This is a genomic window from Mycolicibacterium llatzerense (assembly GCF_025331195.1).
In the GTDB taxonomy this organism is placed as follows: domain Bacteria; phylum Actinomycetota; class Actinomycetes; order Mycobacteriales; family Mycobacteriaceae; genus Mycobacterium; species Mycobacterium llatzerense.
The window spans coordinates 225,276-242,139 of record NZ_LXOV01000017.1 but is presented as its reverse complement, the minus strand read 5'-3'; the positions used below and the strand labels follow the sequence as shown (position 1 = coordinate 242,139).

The following is a 16,864-nucleotide window of genomic DNA, read 5'->3' as shown; positions in this document are numbered from 1 at the left end:
TGCGCTTCGCCCCACCAAAACCCTAAGTCGGATGCTCCGCACGCGTCGGCTCAGACGGTAAATACTGCGTGAACCATAAATTTCAGCGACGCGACCATGCCGGCCACCGTCGGCGGCGGCGGTGCGGCGCCGCGACATCCCGCATTATCTTCGCGACGATGGCGACAAACTCGGCGCATGAGCCATAGCGCGCGGACGGATCTTTCGCGAGTGCTTTCGCGAATACCGAATTCAACGCAGTCGGCAACCAGGCGCGGCGCGAGGTGAGCGTCGGCACCTCGTCGTGTAGATGGGCATACGTGATGGCGAACGTGGTGGGGCGTGGATACGGCGGCAGGCCGGTCAGCCACTCGAACATGGTGCAGGCCAACGCATAGACATCCGTTTGCGGCAACAACTGTTGAGCGGTCAGGAGTTCCGGAGCTGCGTACGCAATCGACCCACGCACCCGGCCATTGCGGGCCAGCGGTTTTGCATCGTCCAACAACTGCGCGATGCCGAAATCGGTCAGGAACGCCGACCGTCGATCTGAGCTCAGTAAGATGTTGGCGGGCTTGACATCCCGATGTATCACGTCCATTTGATGCGCATAGTCCAGGGCCGAGCCGATCTGCGTCGACACCCGAACGATCGCACCGACGTCAGGCTCCTGGTCCGGTCCCGGTATCAGCACCGTCGACTCGGGGCCGTCGACGTACTGCATGGACAGCCACAGCCTGGTGGGTTGCGCACCATCTTCGTCTGCCCCACCGCCGCCGGCCCGCAGCTCTCCATGCTCATACATCGCCACAATGTGCGGGTGCCTCAGGCGGGAGGCGATACTGAACTCCCGCTCCAGCCGCCAGGCCACCCGGTCATCGGCATCCTGGTTGTGAAATATCTTCAGCGCCACCGGAACTGACTCCGCGGGTCGGCGAGCCCGATACACGTCAGCGCTGCTGCCGCTGCCGAGGCGGCTTTCGATGACGTAACCGGCGACCACCGCACCGATCTCGAACATCGAGCCAGGATAACTGCGGGCGCCGGATTTCTCCCGGCCAAGGGGCTTGCAGCTACCCCTCCAACTCCCCCTCGGTCTCGAGCAGCACCTGCTTGAGTCCGTCCAGGGTCTCGGACTCCGGCGCGGCCCACATGCCGCGGCCCGCCGCCTCCAGCAGGCGCTCGGCCATGCCGTGCAGCGCCCATGGGTTGGACTCGGACATGAACTTGCGGTTCTCCGGGTCCAGCACGTAGCTCTGCGTCAGCTGTTCGTACATCCAGTCCGCCATGACGCCCGCGGTGGCGTCGTACCCGAACAGGTAGTCGACGGTGGCCGCCATCTCGAAGGCGCCCTTGTAGCCGTGCCGGCGCATGGCGGTCATCCAGCGCGGGTTGACGACCCGGGCGCGGAACACGCGTGTCGTCTCCTCCGACAGCGTGCGGGTACGCACCGCGTCGGGCCGGGTGTTGTCGCCGATGTACGCGGCGGGGTCCTTGCCGGTCAACGCGCGCACCGTGGCGACCATGCCGCCGTGGTACTGGAAGTAGTCGTCGGAGTCGGCGATGTCGTGCTCGCGGGTGTCGGTGTTCTTGGCCGCCACCGAGATTCGCCGGTAGGCCCGGTTCATGTCGTCGGTCGCCGGGGCGCCGTCGAGGCCGCGGCCGTAGGCGAAGCCGCCCCACGCGGTGTACACCTGGGCCAGGTCGGCGTCGTCGCGCCAGTTGCGGCTATCGATGAGCTGCAGCAGCCCGGCGCCGTAGGTTCCCGGCTTGGAGCCGAAAATCCTTGTGGTGGCGCGCCTTTGGTCGCCGTGATCGGCGACGTCGACCTGCGAGTGGGCGCGTACGTAGTTGTCCTCGGCAGCTTCGTCCAGGCCCGCGACAAGTTGGACGGCGTCGTCGAGCATGGTCACCACGTGCGGGAAGGCATCGCGGAAGAAGCCGGAGATGCGGACGGTGACGTCGATGCGGGGACGGCCGAGTTCGGCCAGCGCGATGGGCTCCAGCCCGACCACGCGGCGCGACGCGTCGTCCCAGATGGGCCGAACACCCAGCAGCGCAAGCACTTCGGCGATGTCGTCGCCCGCGGTGCGCATGGCCGACGTGCCCCACACCGAGAGCCCGACGGACTCAGGCCACCGGCCATAGTCGGTGCGGTAGCGCTCCAGCAGCGAATCCGCCATCGCCACACCGGTTTCCCACGCCAGCTTCGACGGCACGGCCTTGGGGTCGACGGAGTAGAAGTTGCGGCCCGTGGGCAGCACGTTCACCAACCCGCGCAGCGGGGAGCCCGACGGCCCGGCCTCGATGAACCCGCCGCCGAGCGCGTGCAGGATCTGATCGATCTCGCGGTCGGTGCCACGCAGCCGCGGCACCACCTCGGTGGCGGCGAACCGCAGCACCTTGGCGACTTCAGCGTTGTCGGTGATGCCATCGACGGCGGCGGCGTCCCAGCCGGACGCCTGCAGTGCCGCGACCAGCTCCCGGGCCTGACTCTCCGCGGTGTCGACGGCTTCGCGTGCAGCAGAACCGTCCTCGGCCAGGCCCAGCGCCTCGCGCAGCCCCGGCACCGACTGCTCGCCGCCGAACAGCTGGCGCGCCCGCAGGATGGCGAGCACGAGGTCCAGTTCGGCCTCGCCGGTCGGTGCCTGGCCCAGGATGTGCAGGCCATCGCGGATCTGGACGTCCTTGATCTCGCACAGCCAGCCGTCGACGTGCAGCAGCATGTCGTCGAACACGTCCTCGTCCGGCCGGTCCTCCAGCCCCAGGTCGTGGTCCATCTTGGCGGCGCGCATCAGCGTCCAGATCTGCTGGCGGATGGCCGGCAGCTTGCCGGGGTCCAGCGCCGAGATGTTGGAGTGCTCGTCGAGCAGCTGCTCGAGACGGGCGATGTCGCCGTAGGTCTCGGCGCGGGCCATCGGCGGGATCAGGTGGTCGACCAGCACCGCGTGTGCCCGGCGCTTGGCCTGCGTGCCCTCACCGGGATCGTTGACCAGGAACGGGTACACCAGCGGCAGGTCGCCGAGCGCGGCGTCGGTGCCGCACGCCGCGGACATGCCGAGGGTCTTGCCGGGCAGCCATTCCAGGTTGCCGTGCTTGCCCAGGTGGACCATCACGTCGGCGCCGAAGTGCCTGTTGATCCAGTGGTAGGCGGCCAGGTAGTGGTGGCTCGGCGGCAGGTCCGGGTCGTGGTAGATCGCGACGGAGTTCTCGCCGAAGCCACGCGGCGGCTGGACGATCAGCACGATGTTGTCGGAAACCATTGCGGCAATGACGATTTCGCCGTCCGGGTCGTTGCTGCGGTCGACGAACAGCTCGCCCGGCGCCGCGCCCCAGTGCTCGGTGACGGCGTCGGTGAGCTCGGCCGGCAGGGTCGCGAACCAGGCCCGGTAGTCCTTTGCGGACACCCGGACAGGGTTGGCTTCGAGCGCTTCGGTGCTGAGCCAGTCGGGGTCCTGACCGCCGCGCTCGATCATGGCGTGGATGAGGGCGTCACCATCTTCGGCGTCGACGCCAGGGACGTCACCGATGCGGTAGCCGGCCTCTCGCATGGCGCGCAACAGCGCGACGGCGCTGGCCGGGGTGTCGAGGCCGACGGCGTTGCCGATGCGGGCGTGCTTGGTCGGGTAGGCGGAGAACACCAGCGCGACGCGCTTGTCGGCCGGCTCGATGTACTTCAGCCGGGCGTGCCGGACGGCGAGTCGGGCCACCCGCTCGCAGCGCTCGGGGTCGGCGACGTACGAGATCAGGCCCTCGCTGTCGATCTCCTTGAACGAGAACGGGACGGTGATGATGCGGCCGTCGAACTCCGGCACCGCCACCTGCGATGCGACGTCCAGCGGCGTCAGCCCGTCGTCGTTCTCGTCCCATTGCGCGCGCGAGCTGGTGAGGCACAGGCCCTGCAGGATCGGGATGTCGAGGGCCGCCAGGTGCGCGACGTTCCAGTTGTCGTCATCGCCGCCTGCGCTCGCGGTGGCCGGGGTCGCGCCGCCGGCCGCCAGCACCGTCGTGATCAGTGCGTCAGCAGTCCCCAGCAGCTCAATGAGCTCGGGTTCAGCGGTACGCAGCGAGGCACAGAAGATCGGCAGCGGACGGCCGCCGGCCTGCTCGATGGCCCCACACAGCGCATCGATGTACGCGGTGTTTCCGGCCAGCTGCTGGGCCCGGTAGTAGAGCACCGCGACCGTCGGACCCTCAGCATCCGACGAGCGCTGCAGCAGCCCCCAGCTCGGAGCCGATACGGGCTCACCGAAACCGAAGCCGGTCATCAGGACGGTGTCAGAAAGGAAGGCGTGCAGATTGCGCAGATTCTCGGTGCCGCCCTGCGCCAGATAGATGTGCGCCTGAAGGGCGACGCCCGCCGGGACGGTCGAGTGGCTCATCAGGTCGGCGTCGGGCGCCTGCTCCCCCGACAGCACCACAGTGGGGACCCCGCTGGCGACGACGGCGTCGATGTCGTCCTGCCAGGTGCGATAGCCACCCAGTACCCGAACGACCGCCAGGTCCGCGCCGGCCAGCAGGTCCTGCAGTTCCCCGGCGATCAGCCGGGACGGATTGGCCCATCGGTACTGCCCCCCGCTGGCGCGGGCGGTGATCAGATCGGTGTCGGACGTCGAGAGCAGCAGTACGGTCGGCACTGACTATTCGTACCGCACCACCGATGTCGGCTGATCCGCGGTGCCTGACGAGAACTCGACCAGCTGGTTTCGGCCGCAGGCTTTGGCTGTGTAGACGGCCCGGTCGGCGCGCTCCACCAGATCCCTGGCATACCCGGTCGCGGCGCTGTCCGATCGCGACACTTCGGCGAACCCGGCCGACGCGGTCAGCGTCGTCGGCGTGCCCGCAATCGGCCCCAGCGCGGCGATACCGATGCGCAGCGATTCGGCTCGCCGCTTGGCCGTGCCGTCACTGCTGTCGGGGCCGCGCCACAACGCCGCGAACTCCTCACCTCCGACTCGGGCCACCACCGCGTCCTGACCGGCGGTCGCCCGCCGCAGGTAGTCGCCGATGGCGCGCAGCGCGTCGTCGCCGACCGGATGGCCGTAGCGGTCGTTGAACCCTTTGAAATCGTCGACGTCGAGCATCATCACCGCCGCATACCGAATCTCGCGAGAATCCTCGAGGTCCTCGAGTGCCTCGTCGAAAGAACGCCGGTTGGCGAGGCCGGTCAGCGGATCGACCCGGGTCAGCTCGTCCAGCTGCCGTTCTTCCAGCCAGGCCAGCCGCACCGATCGTTCCAAGGAGTACGAGAACCGGGCGGTGACCGCCACCATGAAGATCGACGTGGCCACCGTCAACAGCCGGTTGCTGTTCCATGGGAACACCCACAGCTCGAGGGCCGAAATCCACAGCAGGATGACCAGCACAGACGGCCACAGCACCCGGAACCGGATCTTCACGACGCACATACTCAGCAGCACCGCGATCGGCATCAGGTAGGGAACGACGTCATAGCCTTGCGGTAGCTGGATGACCCGCTCGTACATCTGCGCGCTGGTGATGACGCCGACGGCAGCGACGAACATGGGCGCCGAGAACCGATGGAGCCGCGGCACCAGAGCGGTCAGCGCCGCGAGTGTCGCGACCGGCATGATGCCGTACACCAGCGTGTGCACACCGAGGGCCTGTGATTCCGGCGGCATCTTCAGCACGCTCTTGTAGGACGACAGCATCGCGATGCAGACCGCATCCAGACCGAGCATGATGGCCGCCCGCGAAATGCGCCCCTGCCGGTCGTACACCTTCCGGAACTCGACCTCTTGAGCGTGCGTCAGCGGGGCTGGTTGCAGCACGCCTGCCGGTACCGATTCGGCCGGGGTCGACGGCCGACGGTCGCCGGGGGCCCGGCGACGGCTGCTGACAACGGCCAGCTCGGCGTCAGCGACGACAAGTCGATCCCGGCCGTCACGTTTGGCCCGGTAGAGCGCCGAATCCGCCTGTTGCAGCAGCGCTGTTGCCGTGATGCTGCTCGGGTCGGGCATCGGGTCGCAGGCCAGGCCGGCGGACGCGGTCACCACGCTGCCATCCACGCCGTGGGCTATCGCGAGCTGGGCGATACCTGACCGGATGGCCTCGGCGCGGCTGATGATCGCGGCGTCCTCGGTGGCGCACCAGACCACGACGAACTCTTCGCCACCGAGGCGGGCACAGAATTCGTCCTCATCGCCGGCTACCTGAACCAGGTACGAGCCCACCCGGCGCAGGCAATCGTCACCGGCCGGGTGACCGTGGCGGTCGTTGAACATCTTGAAGTCATCGATGTCGAGCACCATCACGGCCAAGCTCCGGCGATGCCGTTGGGCGACCCGGGCCAGCTCCCGGAGCTGTTCGTCGAAGTATCGGCGGTTCGGCACGCCGGTCAGCGGATCAGTGCGGGTGAGTCGGGCCAGGGTGCGCGCACGCAGCCACCCGATCCGTGTCGATCGTTCGAGTTCGTAGGCGGCGCTGAGTGCCACGGTGACCATCGCGCTCAATGCCACCACGTCGAACATCGCATTGCTGGTGGCTTGGAATGCCGTGAGCTCCGTGACGACGATCCCAACCAGTCCGGCCAGAATCGCCGGCGCCAGGAGCAGAAAGCGGATCTGCACGACGATGAGGCTCATCAGGATCGCCACCGGCATTGCCAGCGGCACGACGTCGAGACCATGACGGATGCAGGCAACGCGCAGCAGCATCAGACATGCGACGTCGATGTACACCGACGCGATGTAGAGGAGCGACGACCAGCCCTGGAGTGGACTGTGGTCGCCGCTGAGCCAGCGCAGCACCATCGGTAGCACCACCGCCACAAGCAGGGTGCGGCCCAGCGGCAGGACTTCCGGCGGCACTCGCAACAAGGTGTGGTGAAAAACGATGGCGGCCGTGATCGCGATCAGCAGGACGGCCCACATCTCGTGGCGGGACTTACGGCCGATCTGACTGAAGCTCAGTTGGAATTCGGACTCGAGTGGCTCGCCGAACCGGACCCCGTTGATCATCGTCGACCACATGGAAGGCCCCTCCCACAACGCGATGCCAACCTTGCCCGGTGCAGCCTACGTGGGATGCGCAGCATACGGACCCGGTTGATGCGTCACGGCATGGCGCGAAATGCGCAACGGGGCGGGTTGCTCGGCAACCCGCCCCGTTGGCAGTCTTACTTACTTGAAGCAGCTGGGATCAGCGCTCGTTGGCACTCCAGCGCGAGTACCAGGTCTTGCCCTGGTACGGCAGGCCGGCGGCCACGATCAGAGCGAAGACGCCACCAACGTACAAAGCGAAATCGGACATTGCGTCCCTCCTTAGGTCATCCGAATGCGGTGTAGCAAACGGAAGTTCGTCTCCCACGGTACGGGCGGATGCACTGAAAACAAGGGACTTGTAAGCCACGGAACAGGCCGGAAACGGCAGTGACCTATTTCACAATTTGCGTTACAACGTAACGTAGACAAGGTGATTCGGACGCGTGACGACGACGCCTGCCCGGGTGCCCTGCAGGTGCACCAGGCGGCTGACGGCGGCCTGGCCCGCATCCGCCTGGCCGGCGGCATGATCACCGCTGCGCAACTGGAGGCGCTGGCCCACGCCGCCGCCGAATTCGGTTCGCCGGCAATGGAACTGACCTCGCGCGGCAACATCCAGGTGCGCGGGATCCACGACGAGGCGGGGCTCGCGGCAGCGGTCGATTCGGCGGGCCTGCTGCCCTCGGCCACCCACGAACGCGTCCGGAACATCGTGGCGTCGCCGCTGTCGGGCCGCAGTGGCGGCCTTGGCGACATCCGCGACGTCGTGCGCGACCTTGATTCCGGCCTGCAAAAACGCCCTGACCTGGCCGAATTGCCTGGCCGGTTCTGGTTCGGGGTCGACGACGGCCGCGGCGACATCTCTGGCCTGGCCCCCGACGTGAGCACCCATCTGGCTTCCCCCGACACCGCCGCCGTGCTGGTGGCGGGCCGTGACACCGGGGTTCGGATCGCAGCGTCAGAGGCCGCAGACACCCTGCTGGACCTGGCCACCTCGTTCCTGAATATTCGCGGGAACCGCTGGCGGACAAGCGAACTGGACAATGCCGATGAGCTTCTGGCCGGCGCCGGACTGCGGCCCACCGAGCCGTCAGGTGCGACGTGGCCACCGATCGACGCGCCGCCGGTCGGCTGGATCACCCAGGACGACGGCCGGATCACGTTGGGCGCGGCCGCCCCGCTGGGTGTGCTGCAGGCCCGTACCGCAGAGTTTGTGGCAGCCATCACCGCCCCGATCGTGGTCACGCCATGGCGCTCGTTACTCATCTGTGACCTCGAAGAGGGCGTCGCCGACACTGCCCTGCGGGTGCTGGCGCCGATGGGTCTGATTTTCGACGCGCACTCCGCCTGGCTGTCGATCAGTGCCTGCACCGGGAGTCCGGGGTGCGCCAAGTCACTGGCCGACGTCCGCAGTGACGCCGCAGCGGCCGCGGCAGCGGGCGAGCCCGGTGGCCGCCGGCATTTCGTCGGCTGCGAGCGCGCGTGCGGCAGCCCGACCATCGGCGAGGTGCTGGTGGCGACCAACTCGGGGTACGAACCACGCCACCCGTAGGGTTATCGGGTGCTCGACTACGTCCGCGACGCTGCGGAGATCTACCGGCAGTCGTTCGCGACGATCCGCGCCGAGGCGGATCTGGCGCGATTTCCCGACGACGTCTCACGCGTCGTCGTACGCCTGATCCACACCTGCGGCCAGGTCGACGTCACCGAGCACGTCGCCTACACCGACGACGTGGTAGCCCGCACCTATGCGGCCCTGGCGGCCGGCGCCCCGATCCTGTGTGACTCGTCGATGGTGGCGGCGGGCATCACCCGCTCGCGGCTGCCCGCCGACAACGAGGTGGTGTCGCTGGTCGCCGATCCAGGCGCGCCCGCCATGGCCGCGAAGCTGGGCAGCACCCGCTCGGCGGCGGCCGTCGACCTGTGGGCCGACCGACTCGGCGGTGCCGTGCTGGCCATCGGCAATGCGCCGACCGCCCTGTTCCGGCTGCTGGAGTTGCTGGACGAGGGCGCGCCCGTGCCTGCCGCGGTGCTGGGCGGCCCGGTGGGCTTCGTCGGCTCGGCGCAGTCGAAGGACGAACTGATCGCGCGGCCGCGCGGCATGGACTATCTGGTGGTGACGGGGCGGCGTGGCGGTAGTGCAATGGCCGCCGCCGCGGTGAACGCGATTGCGAGTGAAACCGAATGACAACGGGAACCCTCTACGGTGTCGGCCTCGGCCCAGGCGACCCGGAACTGGTGACGGTCAAGGCCGCCCGGCTGATCGGCGAGGCCGATGTGGTCGCGTACCACAGCGCGCGGCACGGCCACAGCATCGCGCGGCGCATCGCCGAACCGTATCTGCGTCCCGGCCAGATCGAGGAGCACCTCGTCTACCCGGTGACGACCGAGACCACGTCGCACCCGGGCGGGTACGACGGCGCGATCGAAGACTTCTACGCCGAGGCCGCCGAACGCATCGCCACCCACCTGGCGGCCGGCCGCAACGTCGCGCTGCTCGCCGAGGGCGATCCGCTGTTCTACAGCTCCTACATGCACATGCACACCCGGCTGACCGAACGGTTCCACGCGGTGATCGTGCCGGGCGTGACGTCCGTCAGCGCCGCGTCGGCCGCGATCTCGACGCCGCTGGTCCAGGGCGAACAGGTCCTCACCATCCTGCCCGGCACCCTGCCTGCGGGCGAGCTGCAGCGCCGGCTGGCCGACACCGACGCCGCCGTCGTGATGAAGCTGGGCCGGTCGTATCCAGCTGTGCGGCAGGCGCTTTCGTCGGCCGGACGGCTGGACGAAGCGTTCTATGTGGAGCGTGCGAGCACCGAAGCACAGCGGGTGCTGCCGGCCGCCGACGTCGACGCCGCGACGGTGCCGTACTTCTCGATCGCCATCCTGCCGGGTTCTCGTCGTACCGAAGCCCCGGTCGGCAGCGTCGTGGTGGTCGGTCTGGGGCCGGGCGACCCGGAGTGGACGACGGCCCAGACCCGTCGCGAGCTGGCAGCGGCCACCGATCTGATCGGCTACGGGCCGTACCTGGACCGCGTGCCGGATCGTCCCGGCCAGCAGCGCCACCCGAGCGACAACACCGACGAGCGTGCGCGCGCCGAGCTGGCGTGCAAGCTGGCCCAGCAGGGCCGGACCGTCGCCGTGGTGTCGTCCGGCGACCCCGGGGTGTTCGCGATGGCGACCGCGGTACTCGAAGAGGCCCGGCAGTGGCCGGGCGTCGAGGTCCGGGTGATCCCGGCGATGACCGCCGCGCAGGCCGTCGCCAGCCGGGTCGGTGCGCCGCTCGGCCATGACTACGCGGTGATCTCACTGTCCGACCGCCTCAAGCCGTGGGACATCATCGCCGAACGGCTCACCGCCGCCGCCCGCGCCGATCTGGTGCTGGCCATCTACAACCCGGCGTCGAAGACCCGCACCTGGCAGGTGGCCGCCATGCAGGACCTGCTGCTGGAATACCGCGACCCCAACACCCCCGTCGTCATCGGCCGTGACGTCGCCGGACCGAACGAATCCGTGCGGGTGGTGCGCCTGGCCGAACTCAACCCGGCCGAGATCGACATGCGCTGCATGCTGATCATCGGGTCGTCACAGACGGTGTGGCACACCACCGCCGACGGCGACCGGGTGTTCACCCCGCGGTATTACCCACACTGATTCGATTGGGCCACTAGGGTTTCCGTACATGAGCGAAAGCCCTCGAGTCAATCGCCTGGTCATGTACAAGCACGGCATGGCGCTGGTCGAACGCAGCGGTCCGGTCGACGGTGATTTCGCACTGACATTCCGCCACGCCCAGATGAAGGACGTACTGAAGTCGCTGTCGATCACCGGCACTGGCACCGAGCTGGCCGTCGGAGCGGTCTCGTTCGACACCCCGACCGACCCGCACACCCAACTGGGCGACCGCGGGATGCTGATCGACTCCGGCAACGCGCTACGCGGACTGTTCGACGGGCTGCGGGGCCGCACAGTCGAAGTCGACTGCGACGGCACCCAGCACCGGGGCGAGGTGATCGGCGTCGATGAATCCGCAAAGTACCGGCAGGTGCTGGTCCTGCGCACCGACGCCGGGTCGGTCAGCCTGATCGAACTGGCCCACATCGGTGCCGTGACGCTGACGGAGGACCCTTCGCGCGACAACCTCGACTACCTCCTGGACCGCTCCCGTGCGCTGACCGCGGGCCAGCATTGCCAACTGGGCGTACAGGTTCGAGGCAGCGGGACCGTCCAGGTGTCCTATGTGGTGCCGGCTCCGCTGTGGCGGCTGTCGTACCGGCTGGTGCGCGACGGTGACAGTCTGGTGCTGACCGCGATGGGCATCGTGCACAACCCGGTCGACGAGGACCTCACCGACATCGCGCTGACCCTGACCACCGGCGAACCGGTCTCCTTCGATATCGACCTGTACCAGGGCAAGCACGTTCATCGGGAGGTCGTCGAGGAGAGCCGCCGCGGCGCAGCTCCGGTGCCTGTACCCGCGGCGGCGAAGACTCGGTCTGCGGAGGCCATGCCGATGCTGGCGGGTATGCCGGCGCCCGCCGGAGCGGGATATGCCTATGCCGATGCCGTCGACGATGTCGAAACCGCTGACCGCGGTGAGTATTTTGAATACCGGCTGAGCACCCCGGTGTCGCTCAAGCGCGGCGGCGCGTCGATGATTCCGTTGGCGGTACAGGCCGTCGACGGTGTCCGGCGCGAGTTGGTGTGGCACGGCCACGACGGCTCCCCCGAGATCGTGCTCGCCTTCACCAATACCGCGGGCATCGTGCTCGAGGAAGGTCCCGCCGTCATCTACGAGCAGGACGCCTATGCCGGTGAAGCGATGGTGCCCTTCACCGCCCGTGACGCGAAGGTGCGGCTGCCGTTCGCGAAAGACCTTGCGGTGCGCTGCCGGCATACCTCGGCCGTCAGCGACGTCACGGCCCGGGTCCGGCTCGCCCGCGCCGCCCTGGTGCACGAGCAGCGCCGCGAGCGGCTGCACACCCTGCGGGTCGAGAACAACCATGCCGAACCTGTCGAGGTGATCTTCGAAATCGCCCGTGTTCAGGGTCGTAGCGTCGAACCGCGGAACAACGTCACCGCGATCGCCGACGACGGGACCAACCACCGCATCACGGTCACCGCGGCGGGCCACCAGGCGGTTGAAGCGACGGTGCTGGAAAGCTGGCCCCTGTCCAGCGAGATCGCCTACGAACATCTCGCGCCGGGTCAACTCGAAGAGTGGCTCGCCGACCGGTCACTCGACGCGACCACCATCACTGCGCTCGGCGGTGTCTTGGACCGGTGGGCGGCTGCCGAGTGGCTGGAATCCGAAGCCGAGCAAGTCCAGGCGGCGCGCTCGGGTGACTACGAGGCACAGAGCCGAATCTCGGAGCAGCTCAACGTACTCGGCAGCGACGGACCCGAAGGTGAACTACGGCGCCGACTCATCGTCGACCTGGAGGCCCTGCGGGACCGCAGCACCGCGCACGGCGAACAGGTCCGTCAGCTCCGCGACGATGCGGAGGCACAACGGCGGGCGGCGTGGGACGAACTGCAGCGGCTCATCGGCGCTCCCTGACCCAGGCTTCGGCCTCGTCGACGGTGGCGGCCGTCGTCACGCCGTCGGGCAGCCCCGGCCGATCCACCATGAGCACCGGAATGTTCAGCGCCGCAGCAGCATCCAACTTGGCGCGCGTCATGCCACCGCCGCTGTTCTTGGTCACCAGAGCATCGATCCGGTGGTCAACCAGCAAGGCCAGCTCGTTGTCGTAGCCGTACGGGCCACGGGAGAGCAGGATTTCGTGATCGGGTGGCAGCGTCTCGGCGTCGGGCGGCGTGACGGCACGGATCAGGAACCAGGCGTCTGACTCGCGGAACGCCGTCGTGCCGGACCGTCCCGTAGTGAGGAAGACCCGTTGGTAGCCACGGTCTTTGACGGTCTGCGCGGCCTGCCGGTCGTCGGCGACGACGATGGCGTCGCCGTGCGGCCACGCCGGCCGGGCCAAGACCAGGTGCGGCAGCCCCAAGCCCGCACAGACCTGTGCGGCCGTGGCGGTGATGGTGGCGGCGAACGGGTGGGTGGCGTCGACGACCGCGGTGATCTCGTTGTCCTGCAGATACGTTCGCAGGCCGTCGACGCCACCAAAACCACCGATCCGCACCGGACCCACCGGCAGCGCCGGGTCGGGGACGCGGCCGGCCAGGGAGCTGATCAGGTCGATGTCGGGGTGCAGTCGTTTGGCCAGCGCCCGCGCTTCGGAAGTCCCACCCAGCAACAGGAGCTTCATCGGCGACCGATCCCCCGGCCGTGCCATCAATGCCGCGTCCCGCGGCGGCGGTCACTCGAGTACAGGTAGCTGTCGGCAAAACCCTGGGCGCCCAGCACATCTCCGACGAAGATGACCGCGGTCTTGGTGATGCCGGCCGCCTTCGTGCGTTCGGCCAGCTCCGCCAGTGTGCACCTGACGACCTGTTCGGTCGGCCAGCTGACGAAAGCCACCACCGCACACGGGGTTTCCGGACGGTATCCGCCCTCGAGCAGTTGCGGGACGATGTTGTCGATCTGCGCTGCAGCCAGATGCAGCACCAAGGTGGCGCCGGGCTTGGACAGGGTCACCAGGTCCTCGCCGTCGGGCATCGCCGTCGACAGCGTCGCCACCCGGGACAAGGTGATGGTCTGAGCCACGCCCGGCACCGTCAACTCCCGCCCGAGGGCCGCGGCGGCGGCAGCGAAAGCCGGTACGCCGGGGACGATTTCGTAGTCGATACCGAGTTCGTCGAGCCGTCGGCACTGTTCAGCGACCGCACTGTAGATGGACGGGTCGCCGGAGTGCAGACGCGCCACATCGAGCCCGGCTTCGTGCGCGGCGGCCAGCTCGCCGATGATCTGCTCAAGGTTGAGCGGACCGGTGTCGACCACCCGAGCGTTCGGCGGGCACTCCGCCAGCAGGTCGTCGGGCATGATCGAACCGGCGTACAGGCAGACCTGGCACGATTGCAGCAGCCGCTGCCCCCGCACGGTGATGAGATCGGCGGCACCGGGCCCCGCGCCGATGAAGTACACCGTCATTCTTTGACCACCGTCCACTGGGTTACCGGCAATGCCGGGCGCCAACCGGTGAAGCCACCGATCGGTTCGCCGTGATAGTGCTGGAAGCGGCGCAGGTCGCCGCCCAGCCTTGAATAGAGTTGCACCACATAGGCTTCCGACTCCACCGTAACCGCGTTGGCGACCAGCCTTCCACCGGATTCGAGCGCGTCGAAGCAGGCGTCGAACAGGCCCGGCCGGGTCAGGCCGCCACCGATGAAGATGGTGTGCGGCGCGGGTACGTCGGCGAAACTCTCCGGTGCCGCGCCACGGACATCGACCCGCACGCCGAACGTGGTGACGTTGTCGATGATCCGCGCGCGGCGCACGTCGTCGCTTTCGAAGGCAACCGCGCGACCACCCGAGGCCCGGCACCATTCGATCGCCACACTGCCCGAACCCGAGCCGACGTCCCACAGGATTTGGTCCGGCCGCGGCTGCAGCGTGGCCAGGGTCACCGCGCGCACGTGCTGCTTGGTGATCTGCCCGTCGTGCGCGAAAGCGGTGTCCGGCAACGCCGCTCCGATCCGCAGATCGGGGACGTACCGCACCGCAATGACATTCAACGCGTCGACGTCAGGGGCCGCCGCATCCCAATCCGCGGCAGTCATCGTGGTGACACGTTCGGCCGGCCCGCCGAGTTGTTCCAGGACGGTGAATTCCGATTGGCCGCGCCGAGCTTCGGTGAGCAGCCGGGCCAATGTCCGCGGGGTGTCGGCACCCTTGGACAGCACGACTGCGTGGCCGCCGAGCCGCATCGCGGTGTGGGGCGCGGCGTTGACGAGGCTGATCACCTCGGTGTTCTGCACGCTCCATCCCAGTCGCGCGCAGGCCAGGGTCACCGACGACACGTGCGGCAGTACCGTCACCCGATCCCGACCGAACAACCGGATCAGGGTGGCGCCGATGCCGTGCAGCATCGGATCACCGGAAGCCACCACGTGCACGTCGGGCAGTCCGTCGAACAACGTGGGCAGGGCCGGCAGCAGCGGCGACGGCCAGGCCCGGCGCTCGGCGGTCACCTCCGGGTCCAGCAGGTCCAGCTGCCGCGGTCCACCGAAAATCACTCTGGCGCCGAGCAGTTCATTGCGCGCCGTCTGACCGAGACCGGCCATGCCGTCGGCCCCGATACCGACGACGGTGATTTTCCCGGTTGTCACTGGAGTCCTCTGTTCTTCGCGCAAGCGCTCATCACCGTGGCATCTTCCGCCAGATCGCCTTCGGCACAAACCGCGTCGCGAAGATCAGCGGCCGAATACCCCAGGGCACCCACACCGCTGACTTGCCCCTCTGCAGCGCCGTCGCGGCAGCGTCAGCGACCTGCGCGGGCGTGCTCGACATCGGCGCCGGGTCCATGCCGTCGGTCATCCGGCCGATCACGAAGCCCGGCCGCACGATCAGCAGCTGGATGGCGGTGCCGTGCAGCGCGTCGGCCAATCCGCAGGCGAAGCCGTCCAGGCCCGCCTTGGCCGACCCGTAGACGTAGTTCGCCCGGCGGACCCGCGCGCCGGCGATCGACGAGAACACCACGAGGCGTCCCCGCCCGGCGGCACGCATGCGCTGCGTCAGCAGCGTCAGCAGGTTCACCTGGGCCACGTAGTCGGTGTGCACGACGGCCACCGCGTGTGCGGCGTCCTCCTCGGCCCGGGCCTGGTCACCAAGGACGCCGAACGCGAGGACCGCGGTACCGATCGGCCCGTGCCCGGCCTCGATCGCGTCCACCAACGCAACGTGCGAGGCCAGGTCGTCGGCGTCGAACTCGCAGGTCTGCACGTTGGCAGCGCCCGCCGCCCTGACCGCCTGCACCTCGTCGGTCAGCTGGTCGGCCCGGCGGGCTGCAAGCACCACCGTGTTGCCCGGCGCCAGCCGGATGGCCAGTTCCAAGCCGATCTCGCTCCGGCCGCCGAAGATGACGACCACCTCGCCGCCAGCATCCGCCGTGTCGTTCACGGCTGCGATTATCACCTGCGCTAGTTTTGACCGTGATGGCCAAGGAAACGACACGGCTCACCAGTGACGCGCTGGCATTCCTCACCGAGCGTCATCTGGCGATGCTGACCACCCTGCGGTCGGACAATTCCCCGCACGTCGTGGCTGTCGGTTTCACCTTCGACCCGAAGACCCACATCGCGCGCGTCATCACCACCGGCGGTTCCCAGAAGGCGCTCAACGCGGCCCAGCGTGGCGTCGCGGTGCTGAGCCAGGTCGACGGCGCCCGGTGGTTGTCCCTCGAAGGCAAGTCGACGGTCAGCCATGACACCGACGACGTCCGCGACGCCGAACTGCGCTACGCCCAGCGCTACCGCACCCCACGGGTGAATCCCCGACGCGTGGTGATCGAAGTCCGGGTGGAACGCGTCCTCGGCTCCAGCGAGCTGCTGGACCGCGGCGAGGTTTAGTCAGTCCCCCCTCCTGGCCGTCGAGATCGACCAAATGGTCGCACTTGCCGCGGCGGGTTCACGCGGTCGTCGCAACACTCATGAATGTGAGGGGTTGCGGCGATCGTGTCGTTTTCAGGGGATCGTGTTCGGCGTGATGATCAGCTAGCAAAGCTGATTGATGCGGGTGTGTCGGTGCGGGAAGCTGCGCAGGCGTTGAGGTTGTCGGAGCCACGGGTGTATGCGATCTTGCGGGCGATGGGGCAGTCGCTGGGTCCGCTGAGACCGGGCATGCGTGGCGTTGATCCGGCTCAGGTGGCCGATGTGTTCATCAAGACCGGGTCGGTGAACGCGGCCGCCAAAGCGGTCGGGCGGGCGCATTCCACGGTTCGGCAGGTGCTCGTTGATCAGGGCTTGATCGAGCCCGAGCAGCA

At 68.3% G+C, this 16,864-nt stretch carries 12 protein-coding genes; 5 read left to right on the top strand and 7 right to left on the bottom strand.

Translation table 11 applies throughout. The features are described 5' to 3' along the window. Positions 1–82: 82 nt before the first annotated feature. From A7G45_RS28775 to A7G45_RS28765, 3 genes are read right to left on the bottom strand one after another with little or no spacing between them, the layout of a single operon-like run. Entirely contained in the window at positions 83–1,000 is a 918-nt protein-coding gene (locus tag A7G45_RS28775; protein WP_260941973.1) for a serine/threonine-protein kinase, read from the bottom strand. Between the two features lie 52 nt (positions 1,001–1,052). Continuing rightward, positions 1,053–4,616: a cobaltochelatase subunit CobN gene (cobN, locus tag A7G45_RS28770; RefSeq protein WP_260941971.1), complete on the bottom strand. Its 3,564-nt coding sequence runs from the start codon at positions 4,614–4,616 to the stop codon at positions 1,053–1,055. Positions 4,617–4,619: 3 nt separating this feature from the next. Continuing rightward, positions 4,620–6,971, bottom strand: a complete 2,352-nt coding sequence (locus A7G45_RS28765) for a GGDEF domain-containing protein (RefSeq protein ID WP_260941970.1) — start codon at positions 6,969–6,971, stop codon at positions 4,620–4,622. Between the two features lie 442 nt (positions 6,972–7,413). Between A7G45_RS28765 and cobG the strand changes: the two genes are divergently transcribed. The 4 genes from cobG to A7G45_RS28745 are packed head-to-tail and all read left to right on the top strand — an operon-like array spanning position 7,414 to position 12,543. Continuing rightward, complete coding sequence (cobG, locus tag A7G45_RS28760; RefSeq protein WP_260941968.1) at positions 7,414–8,535, top strand: precorrin-3B synthase; 1,122 nt, start codon at positions 7,414–7,416, stop codon at positions 8,533–8,535. Between the two features lie 9 nt (positions 8,536–8,544). Then, the gene (locus A7G45_RS28755; RefSeq protein WP_043400912.1) at positions 8,545–9,171 is read left to right on the top strand and encodes a precorrin-8X methylmutase; all 627 of its coding nucleotides are present in this window, start codon (positions 8,545–8,547) and stop codon (positions 9,169–9,171) included. Next, the gene (locus tag A7G45_RS28750) at positions 9,168–10,637 is read left to right on the top strand and encodes a precorrin-2 C(20)-methyltransferase (protein ID WP_260941965.1); all 1,470 of its coding nucleotides are present in this window, start codon (positions 9,168–9,170) and stop codon (positions 10,635–10,637) included. The genes A7G45_RS28755 and A7G45_RS28750 overlap by 4 nt, the downstream gene beginning before the upstream one ends. Positions 10,638–10,665: 28 nt before the next feature. After that, a complete protein-coding gene (locus A7G45_RS28745; protein ID WP_260941963.1) occupies positions 10,666–12,543 on the top strand; it encodes a DUF4139 domain-containing protein in 1,878 nt (625 codons plus the stop codon). On the opposite strand, the gene A7G45_RS28740 is transcribed toward A7G45_RS28745, so the two are convergent. Genes A7G45_RS28740 through A7G45_RS28725 form a run of 4 tightly spaced genes read right to left on the bottom strand, consistent with a single transcriptional unit; the run spans position 12,527 to position 16,002 of the window. After that, positions 12,527–13,252 carry a cobalt-precorrin-6A reductase gene (locus A7G45_RS28740; RefSeq protein ID WP_260941961.1) on the bottom strand — a complete coding sequence of 242 codons (726 nt, stop codon included), beginning with the start codon at positions 13,250–13,252 and terminating at the stop codon, positions 12,527–12,529. The two genes, A7G45_RS28745 and A7G45_RS28740, sit on opposite strands and share 17 nt — an antisense overlap. A 26-nt stretch (positions 13,253–13,278) precedes the next feature. Then, on the bottom strand, positions 13,279–14,034 hold the full coding sequence (gene cobM, locus A7G45_RS28735) for a precorrin-4 C(11)-methyltransferase (RefSeq protein ID WP_260941959.1): 756 nt from the start codon (positions 14,032–14,034) through the stop codon (positions 13,279–13,281). Beyond that, complete coding sequence (gene cbiE, locus A7G45_RS28730; RefSeq protein ID WP_260941957.1) at positions 14,031–15,212, bottom strand: precorrin-6y C5,15-methyltransferase (decarboxylating) subunit CbiE; 1,182 nt, start codon at positions 15,210–15,212, stop codon at positions 14,031–14,033. The genes cobM and cbiE overlap by 4 nt, the downstream gene beginning before the upstream one ends. 31 nt (positions 15,213–15,243) lie before the next feature. Next, complete coding sequence (locus tag A7G45_RS28725; protein WP_260941955.1) at positions 15,244–16,002, bottom strand: decaprenylphospho-beta-D-erythro-pentofuranosid-2-ulose 2-reductase; 759 nt, start codon at positions 16,000–16,002, stop codon at positions 15,244–15,246. 35 nt (positions 16,003–16,037) lie between these two features. Between A7G45_RS28725 and A7G45_RS28720 the strand changes: the two genes are divergently transcribed. Continuing rightward, positions 16,038–16,451, top strand: coding sequence for a F420-dependent biliverdin reductase (locus A7G45_RS28720; RefSeq protein ID WP_260941953.1), 414 nt, complete (start codon positions 16,038–16,040; stop codon positions 16,449–16,451). Positions 16,452–16,864: the final 413 nt, after the last annotated feature.